The organism is Paenibacillus sp. GM2 (assembly GCF_900069005.2).
Taxonomy (GTDB): domain Bacteria; phylum Bacillota; class Bacilli; order Paenibacillales; family Paenibacillaceae; genus Fontibacillus.
Genome location: NZ_LN831279.1, coordinates 114,376 through 130,992 on the forward strand (window position 1 = coordinate 114,376; position 16,617 = coordinate 130,992).

Annotated in this window: 12 protein-coding genes; 10 read left to right on the forward strand and 2 right to left on the reverse strand. The window is 48.3% G+C overall.

Going from position 1 to position 16,617, the window contains the following annotated elements:
• Positions 1-89: 89 nt before the first annotated feature.
• The 5 genes from secD to BN1360_RS10490 all read left to right on the forward strand — a co-directional run bounded on the left by secD (position 90) and on the right by BN1360_RS10490 (position 6,369).
• Positions 90-1,343, forward strand: a complete 1,254-nt coding sequence (secD, locus tag BN1360_RS10470) for a protein translocase subunit SecD (RefSeq protein WP_068779810.1) — start codon at positions 90-92, stop codon at positions 1,341-1,343.
• Positions 1,324-2,235: a protein translocase subunit SecF gene (secF, locus tag BN1360_RS10475; RefSeq protein WP_082790014.1), complete on the forward strand. Its 912-nt coding sequence runs from the start codon at positions 1,324-1,326 to the stop codon at positions 2,233-2,235. Before secD ends, secF begins: the two co-directional genes overlap by 20 nt.
• Positions 2,236-2,340: 105 nt before the next feature.
• Positions 2,341-3,309: a cation diffusion facilitator family transporter gene (locus BN1360_RS10480; RefSeq protein ID WP_068779812.1), complete on the forward strand. Its 969-nt coding sequence runs from the start codon at positions 2,341-2,343 to the stop codon at positions 3,307-3,309.
• 75 nt (positions 3,310-3,384) lie between these two features.
• Positions 3,385-5,790 (forward strand): single-stranded-DNA-specific exonuclease RecJ, encoded by a 2,406-nt coding sequence (gene recJ / locus BN1360_RS10485; protein ID WP_068780011.1) that lies wholly within the window; start codon positions 3,385-3,387, stop codon positions 5,788-5,790.
• A gap of 60 nt (positions 5,791-5,850) precedes the next feature.
• Positions 5,851-6,369 carry an adenine phosphoribosyltransferase gene (locus BN1360_RS10490; protein ID WP_068780012.1) on the forward strand — a complete coding sequence of 173 codons (519 nt, stop codon included), beginning with the start codon at positions 5,851-5,853 and terminating at the stop codon, positions 6,367-6,369.
• A 98-nt stretch (positions 6,370-6,467) separates the two neighbouring features.
• Here the strand turns inward: BN1360_RS10490 and uraA are convergent, their stop codons facing one another.
• On the reverse strand, positions 6,468-7,754 hold the full coding sequence (uraA, locus tag BN1360_RS10495) for a uracil permease (protein WP_068779813.1): 1,287 nt from the start codon (positions 7,752-7,754) through the stop codon (positions 6,468-6,470).
• Between the two features lie 337 nt (positions 7,755-8,091).
• Positions 8,092-8,439: a DUF4870 domain-containing protein gene (locus tag BN1360_RS10500; RefSeq protein WP_068779814.1), complete on the reverse strand. Its 348-nt coding sequence runs from the start codon at positions 8,437-8,439 to the stop codon at positions 8,092-8,094.
• A gap of 303 nt (positions 8,440-8,742) precedes the next feature.
• Between BN1360_RS10500 and BN1360_RS10505 the strand changes: the two genes are divergently transcribed.
• From BN1360_RS10505 to aspS, 5 genes are all read left to right on the forward strand, one after another.
• A complete protein-coding gene (locus BN1360_RS10505; RefSeq protein ID WP_068779815.1) occupies positions 8,743-10,920 on the forward strand; it encodes a RelA/SpoT family protein in 2,178 nt (725 codons plus the stop codon).
• Between the two features lie 46 nt (positions 10,921-10,966).
• Positions 10,967-11,413, forward strand: coding sequence for a D-aminoacyl-tRNA deacylase (gene dtd / locus BN1360_RS10510; protein ID WP_068779816.1), 447 nt, complete (start codon positions 10,967-10,969; stop codon positions 11,411-11,413).
• 396 nt (positions 11,414-11,809) lie between these two features.
• A complete protein-coding gene (locus BN1360_RS10515; protein WP_068779817.1) occupies positions 11,810-12,292 on the forward strand; it encodes a hypothetical protein in 483 nt (160 codons plus the stop codon).
• 840 nt (positions 12,293-13,132) lie between these two features.
• Positions 13,133-14,380, forward strand: coding sequence for a histidine--tRNA ligase (gene hisS, locus BN1360_RS10520; protein ID WP_179014475.1), 1,248 nt, complete (start codon positions 13,133-13,135; stop codon positions 14,378-14,380).
• A gap of 102 nt (positions 14,381-14,482) precedes the next feature.
• The gene (aspS, locus tag BN1360_RS10525; RefSeq protein ID WP_068779819.1) at positions 14,483-16,261 is read left to right on the forward strand and encodes an aspartate--tRNA ligase; all 1,779 of its coding nucleotides are present in this window, start codon (positions 14,483-14,485) and stop codon (positions 16,259-16,261) included.
• Positions 16,262-16,617 lie beyond the last annotated feature (356 nt).

Here is a 16,617-nt window from a genome sequence, read left to right on the forward strand (position 1 = left end):
CAAAAATGATAAAATTCGTGAAATTGACGGTCGATTCCTGCCTAGCTATAATAGGAATATTGAGAATTGAAAGGGGATCGAAGTACGGGATGAAAAGAATAGTGGCATTCATAACCGTCGTGGTTGTCTTATCAGCCCTGATGGGTTGGACAACCCCTGGTTTACTGAAAAGCATGCGTCTCGGCCTGGACTTGAAGGGCGGATTCGAAATTTTGTACGAGGCTTCGCCATTGGAATCCGGGGCTAAAGTAACAAAAGAATCGCTCGTCAAAACGGCGCAAAGCTTGGAAAAGCGTGCGAACAAGCTCGGTACGAGTGAGCCGGAAGTGACTACGGAAGGCACAAACCGGATTCGTGTAAAATTGGCCGGTGTGACCGACGAAGCAGAAGTACGCAAAATGATGAAAGAGCCGGCGGAACTGACTTTCCGTAGTAAAGACGGAACTGAAAAGAACCCGGATGAGTACAACAAGATCGAAATGATCGGTACCGACTTCGCCGAGAACGGCGCTGCGCTTCAATTTGATAATATGAATAAGCCGCAGGTAAGCATCAAGGTGAAGAGTAAAGATAAATTTGCTGAAATAACGAAACGTTTGCTTGGTCAACCACTTGCTATTTATATGAATGATGAGCTGATCTCAGCGCCAGTTGTACAAGCCGTTCTTACCGATGGAACAGCGTCAATCAGTGTAGGTGGAGATATGGATGAAGCGAAAGAGCTTCGCGATGTTATTAACCTGGGTGCGTTGCCTTTGAAGCTTCACGAGAAATACTCGCAGAGCCTTGGAGCAACCCTTGGCCAGCAATCGCTGAAATCTACAATTGAAGCAGGTTTGATTGGCTCCGTGTTTATTTTAGTGTTCATGGTCGGAATGTACCGGGCACCTGGACTTATTGCCAGCTTTGCATTGATTTTGCACACTTGGCTCTTGATAGCGGTGTTCGCATGGGCCAACTTCACGTTAACTCTGCCGGGGATCGCGGCGATTATTCTCGGGATCGGGATGGCCGTCGATGCCAACATCATTACCAACGAACGGATAAGAGAAGAGCTGAGGAGCGGCAAGAGCGTAATGTCGTCCGTAAAAGCAGGCGGCAAGCATTCACTCCGTACGGTTTTGGACTCCAACATTACGACGATTATCGTTGCTATCGTAATGTATATTTACGGAACTGGATCAGTTAAAGGGTTTGCCCTGGTGCTCATCGTGGAAATCGTGCTTAGTATTGCAACGAATGTCTACTTCGTACGGTTCCTCCTTAACTTGCTGCTCAAGGCTGGTAAGCTGATGAAACCGAAATACTTCGGGGTTAAGGAGAGTGAGATTCGTGCACTTTGATAAGAGCATTAAGAGACTGGATTATGTCCATCTAAGCAAATATTTCTTCGCCATATCGATTGCTTTAATCATACTTGGCGTAGCATCTCTATCCTTTTTTGGATTAAATTATAGCGTAGACTTTCAATCTGGCTCCAACGTAGACGTGACGATCACAAAGTCGATTTCGAAGGATGAAATTGAATCGATTATCAAGAATCTCGACATTGCAGAAGGGACAACCATTAATATGGGAGAGGAGCGGATAAGCATTCGCTTCACTAAGGTTCTGGATGAAGATCAGGATGTCGCGTTGAAGAAAGAAATAAGCAAGCTTGACGAGAGTGCAGCTTTCGAGGTTAATACTGTTGATACGGAAATGGCCAAGGAGCTGGCGCAAAATGCAATAAAAGCGGTTCTCATCGCTTGTTTAGGGATAATAATTTATGTAAGTATCCGTTTTGAATGGCGTTTTGCTGTAGCAGCTGTAATTTCTCTGCTGCATGATGCGATTCTGGTTATAGCGATTTTCTCTATCTTCCATCTCAAGGTCGATCTTACCTTTATCGTTGCTGTACTTACGATTATCGGCTATTCTATCAACGATACGATCGTTATCTTTGACCGGATTCGTGAAAATATGCGGTTCGCCAAGCTGAAGACCAGAGATGATCTCAAGGAACTGGTTGATCACAGTATCGCTCAGACGATTATGCGTTCGATTTATACGGTCTTGACCGTATTCATCGCGGCCTTCTTCCTGTTCCTGCTCGGCGGGGAATCGATTAAAATGTTCTCACTTGCTATGACGATCGGTCTTGTGCTCGGGGCTTATTCGACCATCTTTATCGCCAGCCCACTGTGGTTTGTGCTTAAAGTAAGAGAAAAGAAAAAACCGGCTAAGGCGGCTTAAGCGATTATATAGAGAGAAGTATTGTTGCTGGGCATGAAGAGCCGCGTCGATTACGACGCGGCTCTATCATTCTTTATTAAGTTCTCGGGTTTCAGGGGGGATATCATGAGACGCGAACAAACTGTTGCTGTTGATTCGATCGCTGCAGTTAGTATGGTGAGCCATTTTGCTCTAACCGCATTAAAAGGAATCGTAGGTATATTGTTCAATAGCTATGCTTTGCTGGCAGATGCATTATTCTCATTAGCTGAAATTTTATCTACAGTAAGTTCTTCGTTAACGGATGCATGGAGACGATTCTATGAGCGCAAATCACCGCTTTCCCGGCAGGACCCGGCGCAGAAGGCAAAATCGTTGCTGCCTGTTGCTGTATTTATCGCTGTCTTGATTTTGCTGGGCGCTGTGCAGACGATGATTACGACGGTCACGGCGATTTTTGCAGGAGATATCCTTGCGCCTGGTTATGTAGCCGGCGTAGTTGTGGTTGTCTCTCTCGTCGTGAATGAACTTATTTTTCAGATACAATATCGATCAACAACCGCTCGGGCTGAGAAAGAGCGTGACACTTATGTCGAGAACCACCGTTATTCGTTGTATTGCTCTATAATCGTAATGCTGGGTGTATTTGGTGCGATGGCTGGTCATGCCCTGGATATACCGATGATGCTCTATTTCGACCCGATCGTGGCGACCATCGTGGCCATTCTCGTAGCTTACAGGGCTTATATTATGGTTCGTAAAGTAATTAACAGCACGCTGGCTACAACATTGTTCCGGGAGGATACAGAGCGGTTCATAGAGACGGTTCAGCGCGTCCATGGCATTATTACCGTCGAAGATTTGCGCGCACAAGAGCAGGGGCATTATGTGAGGGTTATCGCTAAGATTAGCGTAAATCCGCAGATTACGGTAACAGAGGCAAATGATATCGCTAATAGAGCCAAGGTACTGCTCATGCATCGCTTCTCTCATGTGAATGATGTCAGTATTCTTGTTTTGCCTTATGATCCCGGTTATCCCTATAAGAGCAATCAGCTTGGGGCAAATGACGATATGCCAAACCTGCTGCAATAATAGTTCGAACATACTTTCTGTTTCACTTTGCAAAGAATATCGGGGGATCGACTGGAGAAAGAGGGTGTGAAGTCATTGCTTCAATCGAAATACCATTGGAATATATCTCCTTGTGACTTGGAGGTCTCTCGTCAACTGCAACAGCAGTTAGAGATTTCGGCTCCGCTGGCATCACTATTAGTGACGCGGGGAATATCCAAATTAGAGGATGCTGCAAAATTTCTGGATCACTCCTTAGTGGAGCTGCATGATCCATATCAGATGAGTGGAATCGAGGAAGCGGTTCCAAGAATCCGCAAGGCGGTGGAGGCCGGAGAGCGAATATTAATATACGGGGATTATGATGCAGACGGGGTATCGTCAACTGCTCTTATGATCGAGTTGATGCGAACGCTGCAGGCGAATTTTGAATTTTATATTCCCCATCGCTCAAAGGAGGGTTATGGATTACATAATCATGTGCTCAAGCAGGCTCATGACAACGGAGTCAGCCTGATCGTTACGGTAGATACCGGAATTAGCGCAGTGGAACAAATCGCTTATGCTGTCGAGTTAGGCATGGATGTGATTGTTACCGACCATCATGAGCCACCGGCAAAGCTGCCGGAAGCTTATACGCTGATCAATCCAAAGCTTTCCTATTGTTCATATCCATTCAAAGGATTGGCTGGCGTTGGTGTGGCGTACAAGCTAGCCAATGCATTGCTGGGGAAGGACACTCCCGCTGCATGGCTTGAACTGGTAGCCTTAGGAACTATAGCGGATCTGATGCCGCTGACAGACGAGAACAGAGTGCTTGTCCGCATGGGGCTGGAGCAGATGACAGCTTCAGCCTTCCCGGGCATCTCAGCCTTGCTTCATACCGCCGGGTGGAATCAGGGAGAAGTGACCTCTACGAATGTAGCCTTTGGTCTGGCCCCGCGTATCAACGCGGCTGGGCGGATGAGCCATGCATTCAGCGCGCTTGATGTATTGACTGCAACGAGCATGGAAGCGGCAGAGGACGCGGCAGAGAAGCTGGATCTGCTGAATAGAGAACGACAGCAGCTTGTCGATGATATCGTAGGCGAAGCTTTCGAACGAATCGAGGCGCAAGAAGCTGCAGGTACGCTGCCGGATGTGCTGGTAGTTGCCGGAGAAGGCTGGAATGTCGGGGTCGTCGGGATCGTTGCTTCAAAAATACTGGAACGCTACTACCGTCCGACCCTGGTGTTGGGCATTGATGCGGCTAGCGGAGAGTGCAAGGGGTCGGCGCGTTCCATCCCGGGCTTTGATATTTATGAAGCCTTAACGCATTGCGACGCGCTGCTGGGCCATTATGGCGGGCATCCTTCCGCGGCAGGGATGTCATTGCATAGAGACCGTCTGGAAGAGTTTGAGCAGAGGCTAAATGAGTTTGCTCGGAGCGTACTTAGGCCGGAGCATTTCATCCCCTCCTTGCAGGCGGATCTCGAATGCAGATTGCGAGAGATCACTCTGCCGGTGATTGAGCAATTGGACCAATTAGCTCCGTTTGGCATGGGGAACCCTTCCCCGCGTTTGCTCGTTCGTGGCGCCGAACTGCTCGATTATAGGCAGATGGGTAAGGATGGCAAGCATTTGAAGTTGACGATCCGTCAGGATGGAAGTATGATAGAGGCCGTTGCTTTTGGAAAAGGGGAAATATTCAAGCTTCTAACACCGGAAGCAAGAGTTGATTTGGTTGTAGAAGCCGGGATCAATGAATGGAACGGTCAGCGTAAACCGCAGCTATTTATTCAGGATATTTCGATTCCGCATCTGCAGGTGTTTGATTATCGCGATCCACTGGACCCTGGTGCCAAAATCGAGGAATTGCAGCAAAGCATCCTGAAGATCTCCTATTGCAGTGCAGGGTCGATGGCGGCGGTCTCTAGCCGCAGAGCTGATTTGCTCGCGGTTGGCCATTTAGAGGGAACTTCGGTTTGGGTTTATGACGAGGAACTGGGGATTAGCCCTGGCAGGTCTGAATCGGATCGCGGGGATGCGGTTACAGTAAAAACATTATTTGTAATAGAATTGCCGGATTCGGCGGATATTTGGAATAAAATGTTGACCAGCTTCGTTCATCTGGAACGGGTATTTCTGCTTCATCCACGCTCATCGGTAGATACGATTGAAGCCCCTTCGCGGGAGCGTTTCAAGCAGGTCTATGTATTTCTCAGGAAATATGCTGGCCAGGATGAATGTCCGGAAGAACGGGTTATTGCTGAGTTAATGTCCCGTTTTGGAATCTCTCGCCGTATGTTATATTTTATTCTGGATATATTTGTAGAATTGGATTTCATCGTTCGCGGCGAAGGACGGATTGCAGTAAATCCTGCGCCATCTAAACGTCCGTTAGAATCGGCATCAGGCTATCAGAGCTTAGGCTTGCTTGCCGAGATGGAGCAAATATTGCTTCATGAAGAAGTGCCACAAATTACGGAATGGATCACCTGTCAACTGCAGGGGGTTTCATAGCATTGAATTTTGTTCAAGTCTTACGCTGAAGTCTATTTTATTTTGATGGAGGAGATTTTGTTGGATTTAAAACCGTATATTCGCGTCATTCCTGACTTCCCACAGCCAGGCATCAGCTTCAAGGACATTACGACCTTGCTGAATGATGGTGAGAAATACAAGGAAGCAATCAATGCGATTAAAGAGATGGTAAGCGAATTGGAGATCGATGTCATCGCCGGACCGGAAGCCCGCGGTTTTGTTGTGGGAGCTCCACTTGCTTATGCGCTTGGAGTGGGGTTCGTACCGATCCGCAAGAGCGGCAAGCTTCCGTATGAGACGATTGAGGTTGGCTACGATCTTGAATATGGAAAAGATAAATTAGCGATGCACAAGGATGCCATCAAGCCGGGACAAAATGTACTGATCGCTGATGATTTGCTGGCGACGGGCGGCACGATTGCGACCTCCGTCAATCTCGTTCGCGAGCTGGGCGGCAATGTTGTAGGCACGGCTTTTCTGATTGAGCTCAGCGAGTTGAACGGGCGTGCGAAGCTGCCGGACATTCGTGTATTCTCTCTTGCAAAATATGATTATTAATCAGGTGCGTCTGAATTCAACTTTTTAATAATACAGCAAGGGCGGTCCCCAAAGTAGTAGTTCACTACTGGAGACCGCCCTTTGTCTATTTTATAAAATTAAGCGGCGTCTTCCTTCTCGTTCGAGAGGCCGAAATGCTGAATGAATTTGAAGAACAGGCTGAGTACGATTCCTACGATCGTAGCAAGCGCCATGCCTTTCAATTGCACATTTCCGAATTTCAAGGTAGCGCCGCTAAGTCCAACCACAAATACGACGGTAGTTAGAATCATATTTGTAGCCTTGGAGAAATCGACCTTCTGTTCAACGAAGATACGTAGACCGGAAGCGGCGATGACGCCGAACAGGAGCAGCGATACCCCGCCCATAACCGGTTCAGGGATATTGGCAATGACCGCCGAGAATTTGCCTGAGAACGAGAGCAGGATGGCAAAGAGGGCAGCTCCACCGATTACGTATGTGGAATACACCTTGGTTAATGCCATAACACCGATATTCTCACCATAGGTTGTATTTGGCGTGGAGCCGACAAACCCGGATAATACGGTGGAAATACCGTTCCCCAGCAAGGATCGATGCAGCCCTGGATCCTTTGATAGATCTTTCCCGACAATATTGCCTGTAACAAGCAAGTGACCGATATGTTCAACAATGACGACCAGTGCAACGGGGATGATCGTAATAATGGCTGCCGAATTCCATTGAGGTGTCGTTACAGTTGGCATAGAGAGCCATTTTGCCGCGCCAATGGCTGCTGTATTCACTTCACCGAGGATAAGGGCGAGGATATAGCCGACCACAATGCCGATCAGAATGTGAATGATTTTAGGAAAGCCGCGGAAGAGTACGGCACCGAGAATGGTTACACCTAGAGTTACTAGTGACAGCGTAATATTGGTAGCGTTTGGAGTAAATATTTCTCCCGGATTTTTAGCGATCCATCCTGCCATACCGGCAGCGACGGGAATCAATTCAAGCCCGATTAAGGCTACAATTGCGCCCATAGCGGCTGGTGGGAATACAACATCAATCCACTTGGTTCCCGCATATTTTACGAGTAATCCTACAAGGATGAAAATAAGACCGGTAATGATGAAAGCTCCCAAAGCAAGGGAATATCCATGGCCCGGGTATTCTTTGAGCACTAGGCTAACAGGGGCGATAAAGGCAAAGCTGGATCCGAGATAGGCAGGAATTTTGCCTTTACAGATAAGAATGTAGAGCAGGGTGCCAATTCCGTTCATCAGCAGGATCATGCCCGGATCTACGCCGAATAGATTCGGGACTAGGACTGTACTGCCAAACATGGCGAATAAATGCTGAATGCTTAATAGTACGCCAGGCCCAAAAGGAACTTTCTCATTAACTTGAATTTCACGTTGCAAGCAGGGTCACTCCTCTATTTAATTTTAACGTTCTTAAGGCATCCCTAATATGATAAGGACAAACCCGACATTTTTCAACAACAATTTTAGCGGGTTAGGCTATTTTTCAGAATACCCCAGGTGACGTTGAATATTCGCAATCGTATATTAGCGGGAGTTCGGGCAACAAAACCCAAAAAAGGCCCGATATTTGCTTGGCTGCAAATCCGGACCTTTCGGTTCAATAGATTTTATTAGGTAAAACCTGTCTATAAACGAGCTTCAAAGGTTTCGCCTTCTTATCAAAAGTGAAAATCATGAATTGAATTGACCTCATTAAATGAAGGTTCAACCCGCTTTAAAAGCTTCTGCTGAGCTGTTCGGCGTAATCGCCAACGATAGGCAGCTTTGTCTGCTTCCCTTGCAGGGCAAGGAGCATAAGTACAATCCATAGTACAAAAGAAAGCGGCCAAACAATAAAAGCGATGATCGCTCCGATAATCGGGATGAAGCCCAGAATAAAATTAATTAGGGTTAAGGCGCCAAAGACGATGAGAGATTGGGCCGCGTGAAACTTAACGAATTGGCTTTTCTTCTCGATAGCGAGGAAAATGATGCCTGAAATGAAGCTGAATACATAACATAGAAGACCGGCCACTTTGGGGTCTAACCCGGTCGAGGATGGATCAACATTCACATTGTTCATAAGAATGGGATTCCTCCTAATTAGAAATGAAATCGAGATTTTCTGCTATATGGATATTCGTCAGTATGGGGGATGATTCCTCCCAATGATGAAACATTATTTTCAAATAAACGGGAAAATAGTGGGAACCTGTCGGACAGATTCAGCACAACCTTCCACAAGCTGCTAAAATCGAGACACAATAGTTGACGGCAAGGTATGTAAGAGTCATAATTATAGGAAATCAAAAATGGGGGTATAGTGCCCGCCAACGTACAAATCTCAATCTAGATTTATATATAGAAAGGACTCGGACTGGATTCAATGGGCATAGAGCGATTACTTGAAAAGGCGTCCGCCTATATAAAAGAACCGGATCTTCCTCGTATTCGGGAGGCGTATGATTTCGCGGAGCAGGCTCACCATGGCCAGCTGCGGAAATCCGGAGAACCGTATATTCTGCACCCCTTGGCGGTGGCGGATATCGTCGTTAGCATGCAGATGGACATTTTGTCGATTATTGCAGCGCTTCTTCATGATGTGGTGGAGGACACTACCGTCTCCTTGAAGGAGATCGAGAATCAATTTGGCACGGAATGCGCCTTGCTGGTTGATGGTCTGACTAAGCTCGAGCGGATCAAGTTCCGTTCCAAGGAAGAGCAGCAGAATGAGAATTATCGCAAAATGTTTATAGCGATGGCCCAGGATATTCGCGTGATTGTGATCAAGCTTGCCGACCGCCTTCATAATATGCGGACCTTGAAATATCAATCGGAAGAGAGCCAGCGTCGTATTGCCTATGAGACATTGGAGATTTTCTGTCCAATTGCAAACCGACTTGGTATATCGGCCATTAAATGGGAAATGGAAGATATTGCGCTGCGTTATTTGAACCCGCAGCAGTATTACCGAATCGCCAATTTAATGCGCAAGAAACGGGCAGAGCGAGAAGAATATATCGAGAACGTGATCGGGCGGATTAAAGAGAAGCTGGAGGAAATGGGGGTAGAGGCTGATCTATTGGGCCGCCCTAAGCATATCTATAGCGTCTATAAAAAAATGACAACGAAGAACAAGCAGTTTAATGAGATCTATGATCTGCTTGCTATTCGTATTATCGTGAACAATATTAAGGATTGCTACGCAACCCTCGGAATTATCCATACCTTGTGGAAACCGATGCCTGGGCGCTTTAAGGATTATATCGCTATGCCCAAGGCGAATATGTATCAATCCCTCCATACGACCGTAGTTGGACCAAACGGTGAGCCGACAGAAGTGCAAATCCGTACCTGGGAAATGCATCGAACGGCAGAGTATGGGATCGCGGCGCATTGGGCCTACAAGGAAGGCAGCTATGCGGGGGGACCGGAGAACAAGATGACGTTCTTTAATGAAATTCTTGAGCTGCAGCACGAGGCCAAGGATGCTTCCGAGTTCGTGGAATCGCTTAAGATGGACTTTTTCACCGACTTGGTGTTTGTGTTCACTCCTTCCGGAGAGGTCATCGAGCTGCCGGCGGGTTCTGTTCCGCTTGATTTTGCCTATCGCATCCATACGGAGGTTGGCAATCGAACGATCGGAGCCAAGGTGAACGGGCGGATTGTTCCACTGGATTGCCAGCTGAAAACAGGGGATATCGTTGAGATATTGACCTCAAAGCATTCCTACGGCCCAAGCCAGGATTGGCTGAAGATTGCGCAGTCTTCCCATGCCCGCAGTAAGATTAAGCAATGGTTCAAGAAAGAGAAGCGCGAGGAGAATATTGAAAAAGGACGCGAAGCGATTGAACGTGAGCTGAAGCGCGCCGGTATCGAAGCCTCGTTATGGATGACGGATGATAAATTGCTGGATGCCGCAAAGAAATACTCATTTAACGATATCGATGATATGCTGTCCGCGATCGGATTTGGCGGCATTACAGCAGCGCAAATATGCACAAAACTCACAGAGAAGCTGCGCAAGGAGCAGGAAGAGAGCAATTCCATCGAGCTGACTTCGGAGATCAAAGAAGTGAAGCCGGGGCCGGAGGCTCGCAAATCTCGTCCGACCAATGGCGTTGTCGTGAAGGGGATCGATAACCTGCTTGTTCGCTTTGCCAGATGCTGTAATCCGGTTCCGGGAGACGAGATCGTTGGATATATCACTCGGGGCCGGGGCGTGTCTGTACATCGCAGTGACTGTCCGAATATCCCTCATGATGGTGAAGGTGAAGAAGCAGCGCGCATTATCGAAGTCGAATGGGTTGGAGCGATCGAAGCCAACTATAGTGTTGATATTGAGATCACGGGTCATGATCGGCGCAACTTCCTGAATGAAGTTCTTCAGGCCGTATCGGAGAGCAAGACGAACATTTCTGCAGTGTCAGGGCGCTCGGATAAGAATAAAATGGCCCAGGTCCATATGACGATCCTGATTCGCAACACAGATCATTTGCAGTCTGTCGTCGAGAGAATCAAGCGTGTGAAGGATGTCTATACAGTACACCGGATCATGCAATAACTTTGTCTGAACAGGTGATTACAAGAAGAACGGAGTTAATGCAGAAATGAAAGTCGTCTTACAACGGTGTAAAGAAGCTAAGGTTACGGTACAGGGTGAGACCGTTGGCTCCATCGGGCAAGGTCTGACGCTGCTTGTCGGAATTACCCATGAGGATACGGAAAAAGAAGCCGCTTATCTGGCCGAGAAAATTGCCGGATTGCGGATTTTTGAAGACGAGGAAGGCAAGATGAATCTTAGCGTGACGGATATCGGGGGAGCCATCTTGTCGGTATCGCAGTTCACGCTTTATGGGGATTGCCGCAAGGGCAAACGCCCAAGCTTCATCGCTGCTGCCAGACCAGAGCAGGCTGAGCCTCTCTATAACCGCTTTAATGAGATGCTGCGCGGGAAAGGTCTTGTGGTGGAGACTGGCCAATTTGGCGCCAATATGGACGTCGCTCTGACGAACTGGGGACCTGTTACCATTGTGCTGGACAGCCCTACCGCCTGATCGTTAGTTAACCATCGCTGTATATTACGGATAAAGGGCTCCTTCACTGGATACCCTTCTATGTAGAGGGTTCAATAAAGTTGCTGAGATGAGACCCATCATGGCGACTTGCTGGACAAGCATTTGCCGCATAGAAGATGTTCAAGTGAGGGAGCTTGTTTGTTATGCGCCAATCCTTAAAATCAAAAATATGGCAGAGCCTCTCACACCACCCGGTAGGGAGTTGCCATGAGGCTGGAAAGCTGGCGAAGTCCGGACAGAAGGAAGAGTTCGAATCCTTGCGGGATTTCAGGCCATCTAACGAATATCTGCCGCGTCGTTGAGCCATTGTCGTATAGTCAGGGGATGTACTGTCCGTTATATTTCGAAGCAATCTCTATAAGGGAGTGAGCAAGGATGTCCAAACATATACAAGCTTATTTTCGTAATGAGGATGAGGCTGAAGGCGCCAGAGCAAGCTTGATGGCCTTCCAGGCCGATGATGTGGAGGTCGGGCGATTGACCGACTCGGTCGCGAGCAGCAATTGGGTTGCTCCTGCCTTCTACCCGATGAGCAACAACGGTTTTACAGTGGGTACCGGACCCGGGACGATGTCGGCGCAAGGATTATTCCCTGTCATTGACATGGGGGGCGGCGATGTGCGCAACGATCTGGATGGAAGCAATAGCACGGATGCGGATCATGGAGATTCGGTCAGAGATGCTGCAGGGGATCATGCCAGGAATGACGCAAGGGATGACGCAAGGGATGACGCGGCAGCCGATGCTACGGACCGCTTCGAGTATACGCTCAGCGCCAAAGTAAGTGATGCTCAATATGAGCAGGCAGTCCTTAAATTACGGTCTATGGGGGCCTATATTGAATCGGCCAATTTGTGATATTTTGTAATCTAACTGTAACATTGGCTTCACAGTCCTTTAACATAGCCTGTTTATAATAAAGACATGACCCCCTTTTTAATATATACCTTTTGAACCTGTACCCCGTTGGTAGCAGGTTTTTTTCTTGTATAGGGGACTTGACTTTGTCGCATTAGTTACTTAAAATCAAAAAATATATATTAGTTTGTTCCTTGTTTTGATGAGAGTTCAAAAAGTTTGGCTCACAGTAGCCGAAACCAGGCTTCCAATGGGCTTTTCTCCGGAAGGCTTCAGATGGATGAAGCCAGGGGTTGGAGCTGAACGTACGCGGTTTGTACGTGAGCACCGAAGGGCCCGGGTGAATGCATGCTTCGATGCTGAGATACTTCCTGAGCCACTTCGTGATCCAAAACGGACTTTTTGAATCCTATAGCGATTTGATGACGGGACGAGTACTTCAACCCCACCTCCACAGAGAAGAATCCCTGACTGTTCAATAGGCTGTATGGCGGTATCACCGCTCGTAGCCATTGAATCAGCTGGCTGAAAGGATTCCGGTTGATGATTGAAGGAAGGACTTCCCCGAGAACTGGCGACGAAAGGCATTTGCAATGGTATTCCGTTGCATGCTTAGTAGACGTGCAGCGTTAACGGGCGTTAACCGTATGAAGCGAATGCTGGCGAGTTTGTATATTGCATATAAATGCTGTGTACGGAGCGAAACCTCGTGCAATGTATTCGGAATGTGGGTGGTACCACGGGTGATATGAAAATATAATCTCTCGTCCCTGTTATTGATGACAGGGGCGGGAGTTTTTTTATTTTCGAGCAATTCATAAACGATGGAGGATCGATAATATGGCTTTTCAGAAACCGACAGGTACACAGGATTTGTTGCCGGGCACGGTGGAAAAATGGCAGTTCATCGAAGAGAAAGCGCGCGACTTATGTCGGCGTTATAACTACAGAGAGGTTCGTACCCCGATCTTTGAACAAACCTCCCTCTTTGAACGCGGCGTTGGTGAGACGACAGACGTTGTTGAGAAGGAAATGTACACCTTTATGGACAAAGGGGATCGCAGCATGACATTGCGTCCGGAGGGCACTGCCGGGGTTGTACGCGCCTATGTGGAGAACAAGCTGTACGGTGAGCCGGATGTAAGCAAGCTGTACTATATCGGGCCGATGTTCCGCTATGAGCGCCCGCAAGCTGGACGACAAAGACAGTTCCACCAATTCGGGATTGAAGCGTTCGGAGCGACAGCTCCGGCGATTGATGCAGAAGTAGTGGCGCTTGGTTATCAGTTCTGCTGTGAGCTCGGCCTTCAGGATGTTAAGGTGGAGATCAACTCGGTAGGAAATGCGGAGAGTCGGGCTGCTTATCGCCAGACCCTGCTTGATTTCCTTACCCCAATGAAGGATACGCTGTGCAAGGATTGCCAGTCCCGTATGGAGCGCAATCCGCTGCGCGTGCTTGATTGTAAAATAGATCAGGATAAATTTGTGAATGCCCCTTCGATTTTGGATAGTCTGGATGAAGAATGCACGGCGCATTTTGCCAAGGTACAAGAGCTGCTCACCGCAATGGAGGTTGAGTATGTGATTAATCCTCGTCTTGTACGCGGGCTTGATTACTACACGCATACCGCATTTGAATATAAAGCCCAAGGGATCGGTGCGATCGATACGATTGGCGGCGGCGGGCGTTATAACGGACTTGTCAGCGAAGTGGGCGGACCGGATCAGCCGGGAATCGGCATGGCGATCGGGCTGGAGCGCATCGCTTTGATTCTGGAGAAGCAGGAGATTGGGATCAGCGGGATCAAACCGCTTGATATTTATCTTGTGTCACTGGGCGAAGCGGCTGACAGAGAAGTTACCATCCAGACAGCCAAGCTGCGTCAGGCAGGCTTCTCGGTGGACCGTGACTATCTGGGACGCAAGATTAAGGCTCAGATGAAGTCGGCGGATCGGATGCAGGCCAAGTTCACAGCGATACTCGGTGATGACGAGCTGGAGCGCGGTGAGATTATGCTGAAAGCAATGGAGACCGGAGAGCAGCGTACTGTGAAACTGGACGATCTGGCCAATGAATTGAAGAAGTAATGAAATGATCAAGAGCTTCAAGTAAGCTTTTTCTCATAAAAGTGCGTGTTCAAATGTGTTTTTTGAACAACCTTTAAAAAATGCAAAGGAGATATTTATAACATGAAACGAACTCATCAATGCGGAACGCTTAGCGCCGCGAACATTGGAGAAACAGTGACGCTGAACGGCTGGGTTCAGACCCGTCGCGACTTGGGTGGCGTGCTGTTCATCGATCTGCGTGACCGCAGCGGCCTGGTGCAAATCGTATTCAACCCTGCTTATTCTGGCGAGGCGTTGAAGATTGCTGACCGAGTGCGCAGTGAATATGTCCTTGCTGTCAGCGGTAAAGTAGTAAAGCGCGACGCCGAGACGATCAACCCGAATATGCCCACCGGCGACATTGAAGTCCATATTACTGAAATTGAAGTGTTGAATGCTGCGAAGACACCTCCATTCTTCATCGAAGATGGAGTAGAAGTGGATGAATCGCTGCGCTTGAAATATCGTTATTTGGATCTGCGCCGTCCGGAAATGCAGAAAACGTTATTGCTCCGCTCCAAGGCAGCAAAAGTATTCCGCGATTTCCTCGATGGGGAAGGTTTCATCGAAGTGGAAACTCCGATCTTGACGAAGAGCTCTCCGGAAGGCGCGCGCGATTATCTGGTGCCTAGCCGTGTGCACCCTGGGGAGTTTTTCGCTTTGCCGCAATCTCCGCAGCTGTACAAGCAGCTTCTTATGGTAAGCGGTGTTGAACGCTATTATCAAATCGCCCGCTGCTTCCGTGACGAAGATCTGCGTGCTGACCGTCAACCGGAATTTACTCAGGTGGATATTGAGACTTCATTCCTGTCGCGTGATGAGCTGCTGGAAATGATGGAGAAGCTGGTTGTACGTCTGTTCAAAGAAGCGAAGGGGATCGATATTGAGACTCCATTCCAGCGTCTTACCTATGCCGATGCTATTGGCAAATACGGCTCTGACAAGCCGGATCTCCGCTTTGGTCTGGAGCTCGTTGACGTTAGCGATATCGTCGCAACTAGCGGTGTGAAGGTATTCTCCTCTGTGATTGAGAAGGGCGGGGAGGTTAAAATCCTTAACGCGAAGGGCTGCGGAACCTGGAGCCGTAAGGATATCGATGATCTTGGACCCTATGCGGCTCGTTATGGAGCCAAAGGTCTGGCTTGGGTACAGGTGAAGGAAGGAACATTCCGCGGACCGATCGTGAAGTTCCTGAGCGAGCAGGAAATTGAGATTCTGAAGGAGCGTACCGGTGCTGAAGAAGGCGACTTGCTGCTCTTCTCCGCAGATAACAAGAAGGTTGTCGCCGATGTGCTTGGCGCACTCCGTCTGAAGATTGGACGCGATCTCGGCATGATCGATGACAATGTCTATAAATTTGCTTGGGTTGTTGACTTCCCGCTGCTGGGCTGGGATGAGGAACAAAAGCGTTATGTAGCTGAGCACCATCCGTTCACCCGTCCGCGCGAGGAGGATCTGGAGCTGTTCGATACAGACCCGGGCAAAATCCTGGCTCAAGCCTATGACCTCGTATTAAACGGTTATGAAGTGGGCGGCGGTTCGATGCGGATCTATAAGCGCGAGGTTCAGGAGAAGATGTTCAACGCCATCGGCTTGTCGCCGGAAGAAGCAAAGGACAAATTCGGATATCTGATGGATGCGTTTGAGTATGGGACTCCACCACATGGCGGTATCGCTTTTGGTTTCGACCGCTTGGTCATGCTGTTGTCTGGACGCTCCAACCTGCGCGAGACGATTGCATTCCCTAAGACAGCGAGCGCAACCGACCTGCTCATGAATTCACCGTCCGAGGTCGATGCGCCTCAGCTGGAGCAGCTCCATATTAAGGTGGCAACAAAGCCTCCTGTAGCTGCAAAATAATATAGCAGCCTCGGGCAATCTCTCCGAACAAACGGCTTGCTTATAGCGAAATATTCACCAGGACCTTACTCCACTTTTACGGGGTGAGGTCCTTTTTTATTTTCCACGATGATCCTGTTAGGTACTATTAACAACCCAAAACACCAACTAAGCCTATTGTTTAAATGTAATTTGTGTAAAACGGGCGAAGAAGCTTGAGTAGAGAGGCGTCGGGGTGATATGATGACAAACGGGACAATCTTCTGTATATATTATTACTATTAGTGCGTGTTTAAAAAGTCAGATTTTCAGCACCGAGAAGGTGGATGAAGCTAGGGCGTGAGGAGTGGAGCGTACGTAGTTTGTACGTGAATACC